Origin of the sequence: Lentzea sp. CC55 (assembly GCF_021056325.1) — a bacterium.
Taxonomy (GTDB): domain Bacteria; phylum Actinomycetota; class Actinomycetes; order Mycobacteriales; family Pseudonocardiaceae; genus Lentzea; species Lentzea jiangxiensis.
In genome coordinates, this window is record NZ_JAJCXE010000012.1 from 1 (window position 1) to 5,003 (window position 5,003).

Consider the following 5,003-nt stretch of genomic DNA (forward strand, 5'->3'; position numbering starts at 1 on the left):
CTTTTCAGGCCGACCCAGCATCTCGCCAGGGCCCCGAAGTCAAGCCCCGATCGCAATCGTCGCGAAGCGGCGATGAAGCGAGCACGCGCGATGCGGAACCCAAGGCGACCACCGCACAAGGCGACTCCGCCGGACCCCAGGCGCCGGCCAACCCGCCGGCAAACGTTTACCCCACCGGATCCCGGGTACCTCCCGCCAATGGCACGAGCGATCTGGAGCGGGTCCATCAGCTTTGGACTGGTCACCATCCCGGTGGAGCTGTACAGCGCCACCGAGGACCACACCGTGCACTTCAACCAGTTCCAACGCGGCACCTCCGACCGCATCCGCTACAAGCGGGTCAACGAGCGCACAGGCCGGGAAGTCCCGTACGACAAGATCGTCAAGGGGCACGAGGTCGACAACGGCGAGTTCGTGGTGGTGGAACCCGAGGAACTGGACGAGATCGCTCCTGGCCGCAGCCGGACCCTGGACATCGAGGCGTTCGTCGACATCGACGAGATCGACCCGGTCCACTTCCAGAAGACCTACTGGCTGGGACCGACCAAACCCGAGTTCTCCCGCCCGTACCTCCTCCTCGCGCAGGCGATGAAGAAGACGAACCGCGCGGGCATCGCCATGTTCGTCATGCGCGGCAAGCAGTACCTCACCGCGCTCACGGAGGACAAGGGCATCCTCGCCGTGCACACGCTGTTCTTCGCCGACGAGATCCGCGCGCCGAAGGACGTGCTGGACGTCGTGCCGGAGGGCCGGGCGCCGCGCGGCAAGGAACTCGACATGGCGGTGTCGCTGGTCGAGTCCATGGCCGACGACTGGCGTCCCAAGGACTACCGCGACACCTACACCGAACGCGTTACCGAGCTGATCAAGGCCAAGCAGAAGGGCAGCAAGATCAAGGTCGAGGACGAGCCGGCCGAGGCGACCGGGATCGTGGACCTCATGGACGCGTTGCAGCGCAGTGTCGAGGCGAGCAAGAAGAAGCGCGGCAAGAAGGTCAGCTGACGACGAGCGCCGTCGCGTTGTCGGTGCCGCGTGCGTACAGGGCCGCGCGCACCAGGCGTTCCGCCGACGCGTTGCCGGACATGATGACTTCGATGCCGTTGTGCCCCAACGGTCCGTAGACGCCGTCGGACACCAGCACGAGCCGCGGCGCGCGGGTGAACGCACGGCCGATGTTCTCGGGAGTGGCGTGGCGGACGGTGTTCGTGACGACGTGCTCCATGCGGCGTTCGGCCTTGATGCCGCGCTCGCGGAAGTACTCGGCGACCGTGTGGTCCGTGGTGAGTTGCACGAGGTCCTCGCCGTCGGACGCGTACGCGCGGGCGTCGCCGGCCCAGGCCACGTCGAAGCCCCCGCCGGGGCGGGCCGCGGCGACCACGACCACCGCGTCCCCGGTGTGGACCTGCAGGGCGTCGCGGGCGGCGAGGACCGCGGCGACCGGATCGGTGGGCAGGGCTGCGGCACGGGCGGCGGCCCACGCGGCTTCGGCGGCCGCGGACGAGTCGCCCACCCCGTCGGCGACGACGAACGTGCGGCGGCCGACGGCGAAGGCGTCGGCGTTGTGCGTGCGCGGACCGCGGTCCGTCGCGTGGGTCACGGTGAGCGCGGTGCCCAGCGGCATGGTGCGATCGATCAGCATGGCGGACCTCCCTGACCTCCACTGAGCCGTGCGCTGCTGGGAGTCTGCTGTCAGGACCCTGAGAATTCCTCTAGAACCTCGCCGCCCGGCGGAACCTGTCCGCTGCCCGCAGCAGCGCGGCGGAGAGTTCCGGCGGGGAGACGACCTCGAACTCGACCGTGATGCTCGCGAGCATGAACACCACGTCTTCGATCGTCTCGCCGCCGACGCGCACGTGGCACGAGGTTTCGTCCACAGCCGAAACCTCGCCGTAGCTGCGCCACTCCACCGCCTGAGAGGCGGGCACACCGAGTCGCACGACGCCCTGCACGGGCCACCTATCGGCGACACGGGCCGCCACGAACGCCCCCGCGTCACCACCGGGGATCTCACGGGGCGTGAACCGGACACCGAACGGCGTGCGCACGTTCATCCGATCGAGTCGAAAAGTCCGCCAGTTGTCCCGGAGCACGTCCCACGCGACCAGGTACCACCGCCTGCCCCACGTCACGAGCCGGTGCGGCTCGACCTCGCGCAGGGACTCCTCACCCGAGTGCCCGGCGTAGCCGAACCGGAGCCGCTGCCGGTCGCGGCAGGCCGTGCCCACGAGCGTGAGCAGCCCGGACTCGACCACGGGCCCGGAGCCGGTGTGCGGCACGGTCGCGATCTCCAGCGCCGCCACCCGGTGCCGCAACGCCGAGGGCAGCACCTGCTCGACCTTCAGCAACGCCCGCACGGCCGTCTCGCCGATGTTCTCGATGCCGCTCGCGGTGCGCAGCCCGACCGCCACGGCCACCGCCTCGTCGTCGTCGAGCAGCAACGGCGGCAGCTGCGCGCCTGAGCCGAGGCGGTATCCACCTCCCGACGTGCCCATCGACGCGTGCACCGGGTAGTCGAGCACGCGCAGCTTCTCGACGTCACGCCGCACGGTGCGAGTGGTGACACCCAGCCGTTCGGCGAGTTCCGCACCGGACCACTCACGGCGCGGCTGCAGCAGACCGAGCAACTTGAGCAAACGGGCCGAGGACACTGTAGGACCATATCTGTCCTACAGTCCTCATAACGTCACGAGCATGAAGCCGTTCGAGATCGCCATCCCCCAGTCCGACGTCGACGACCTGCACCGCCGCCTCGACCAGACCCGCTGGCCCGACCCCGTCGCCGGCGCGGGCTGGGCCCAGGGCACCCCGCAGGAGCACCTGCAGGAGCTCGTCCGGCGGTGGCGGAGCTTCGACTGGCGCGAGCAGGAGCGGCGGCTCAACAAGATCCCGCAGTTCGTCACCGAGATCGACGGCGTCCCGCTGCACTTCCTGCACGTCCGCGGCGCCAGGCAGGACGCCGAGCCGCTGTTGCTCACCCACGGCTGGCCGACGACCTGCTTCGCGTTCGAGGCGATGGTCGAGCCGCTGAGCCGCGACTTCCACCTCGTGGTCCCGTCGGTGCCGGGCTTCGGGTTCTCGGGGCCGACGAGGGAGCTCGGCTGGACGATCCCGCGCGTCGCGGACGTGGTCGCGGAACTGATGCGCCGCCTGGGTTACGACCGGTACGTCGCCCACGGCTACGACTACGGCGCCATGCTGACCCGCCGGCTGGGGATGAGGGACGAGGTGCGCGCGATCCACGTCAACCAGATCTTCTCCGCGGGCGTCACGGCCGAGACGGCCGACATGGAGGTCGAGGCCGAACGGCGGTCGGTGGAGAAGGCCTGCAGGTACGAGTTCGAGCAGTTCGGGTACGTGTCGATGCAGAGCACACGACCGCAGTCGGTGGCCTACGCGCTCACGGACTCGCCGGTGGCCCAGCTCGAGTGGATCGAGTGGGCGTTCCGGACGTGGAGCGACCCGGAGATCGGGGTACCCCTCGACGCGCTGCTGACGAACGCCTCGATCTTCTGGTTCACGAGGACCGCCGGCTCGTCGGCGCGCTACTACCAGGAGGGGGACGAGACGTGGGGAGAGCTGGAACCGCACTCGGCGACGCCGACGTCGGTCGCGGTGTTCCCGCACGACGTGGGGGTGCCGATCCGGCGGATGGCCGAACGCAACCACACCATCGCGCGGTGGACGGAAATGCCGCGGGGCGGGCACTTCGCCGCACTGGAGGTGCCTGAGCTGATGGTCCGCGAACTGCGGGAGGCGTTTCTCCTGTGAGCGGGCAAGCGGAAGCGACTACGGTGATCACCGTGCGCTTCACGGTCTTCGGCGGGGTCTCGGCGCGGGTGGGTGGCACCACGACCGAGTTCGGTCCGACCCGCGTGGGCGCACTGCTCGGGGTCCTGCTGGTCGACGCGGGCCGGGTGGTCTCCGCCGACGACCTGGTCGAGCGGGTTCTGGGCGAGGAGCCACCACCGCGTGCCCGCGCGATGATGCGGACGTGGCTGACCCGGCTGCGGCAGACGCTGCCGGGCCTGGTCGAACGCGAAGGCGCCGGGTACGTGCTGCGCGTCGACCCGCTGGAGGTCGACCTGCACCTGTTCCGGCACCTGGTGCGGTCGGGCCGGACGGCGGACGCGGTGCGGATCGCCGAAGCCGAACTCCTGTCCGCTGTGGACACACCGTGGGCGCGGCAGCTCCGTGCCGACTTCTCCGGCGAGCTGCTCGCCGCCCGCCTCGACCACGCCGACGCACGGCTGGCCCAGGGCGAGCACGCGGCTCTCGTGCCGGAGCTGCGGGCCCTCGCCGCCGCACGCCCGCTCGACGAACGGATCGCCGCGCAACTGATCGAGGCGTTGCACGGCAGCGGTCGCGCGGCGGAGGCGTTGCGGCACTTCGAGATCGTGCGCGCCCGGCTGGCCGCGGAGCTCGGCGCCGAGCCGTCACGGCACCTCACCACCCTGCACCGGCGCCTGCAGGCCGCCTCGGCACCGCGCCAGCTGCCCGCGGCGCCCAAGCCGTTCACCGGCAGGGCCGTCGAGCTCGCGGAGCTGGACCAGGCCCCCAACGGCGTCGTGGTGATCACCGGTACCGGCGGGGTGGGCAAGACCTCGCTCGCCGTGCACTGGGCGCACCGGGCGGCGGAGCGGTTCCCCGACGGGCAGCTCTACGTCAACCTGCACGGCTTCGGGCCGAGCGGGGCGGCGGTGAGCCCCGGCGACGCGCTGCTGCGGTTGCTGGCGGCGCTCGACGTGCCGCGGGCCAAGGTGCCGCACGACCTCGCCGGGCAGTCGGCGCTGCTGCGGGACGCGCTCGCGGACAAGCGGGTGCTCGTGCTGCTGGACAACGCCACCGACGCCGCCCAGGTCGAACCGCTGCTGCCGCGCACGCCGCACTCGCACGTGGTGATCACCAGCCGCACCGAGCTGAAACCCGCGCACGCCATGGCGTTGCCGCTCGGGCTGCTGCCGCCCGACGACGCCCGCGAGCTGCTGGCCGCCCGCATCGGCCAC

Annotated in this window: 5 protein-coding genes; 3 read left to right on the forward strand and 2 right to left on the reverse strand. The window is 71.0% G+C overall.

What is annotated here, in order from left to right:
- Nucleotides 1–198 precede the first annotated feature (198 nt).
- Nucleotides 199–1,002, forward strand: coding sequence for a Ku protein (locus L6E10_RS08345; protein WP_308102700.1), 804 nt, complete (start codon nt 199–201; stop codon nt 1,000–1,002).
- On the opposite strand, the gene L6E10_RS08350 is transcribed toward L6E10_RS08345, so the two are convergent.
- Nucleotides 995–1,639 carry a PP2C family serine/threonine-protein phosphatase gene (locus L6E10_RS08350; RefSeq protein ID WP_236218432.1) on the reverse strand — a complete coding sequence of 215 codons (645 nt, stop codon included), beginning with the start codon at nt 1,637–1,639 and terminating at the stop codon, nt 995–997. The two genes, L6E10_RS08345 and L6E10_RS08350, sit on opposite strands and share 8 nt — an antisense overlap.
- Before the next feature lie 70 nt (nt 1,640–1,709).
- On the reverse strand, nt 1,710–2,648 hold the full coding sequence (locus L6E10_RS08355) for a YafY family protein (RefSeq protein ID WP_236218434.1): 939 nt from the start codon (nt 2,646–2,648) through the stop codon (nt 1,710–1,712).
- Between the two features lie 43 nt (nt 2,649–2,691).
- Between L6E10_RS08355 and L6E10_RS08360 the strand changes: the two genes are divergently transcribed.
- Together L6E10_RS08360 and L6E10_RS08365 are read left to right on the forward strand one after the other, a co-directional pair.
- Complete coding sequence (locus L6E10_RS08360) at nt 2,692–3,768, forward strand: epoxide hydrolase family protein (protein WP_236218436.1); 1,077 nt, start codon at nt 2,692–2,694, stop codon at nt 3,766–3,768.
- A 32-nt stretch (nt 3,769–3,800) separates the two neighbouring features.
- On the forward strand, nt 3,801–5,003 hold a 1,203-nt coding region (locus L6E10_RS08365), incomplete at its 3' end, for a BTAD domain-containing putative transcriptional regulator (protein WP_308102703.1).

Bases quoted from the DNA above. Each gene is read 5' to 3' on its own strand.
- L6E10_RS08345 (WP_308102700.1), top strand. From the start codon at position 199: ATGGCACGAGCGATCTGGAGCGGGTCCATCAGCTTTGGACTGGTCACC.
- L6E10_RS08350 (WP_236218432.1), bottom strand. From the start codon at position 1,639: ATGCTGATCGATCGCACCATGCCGCTGGGCACCGCGCTCACCGTGACC.
- L6E10_RS08360 (WP_236218436.1), top strand. From the start codon at position 2,692: ATGAAGCCGTTCGAGATCGCCATCCCCCAGTCCGACGTCGACGACCTG.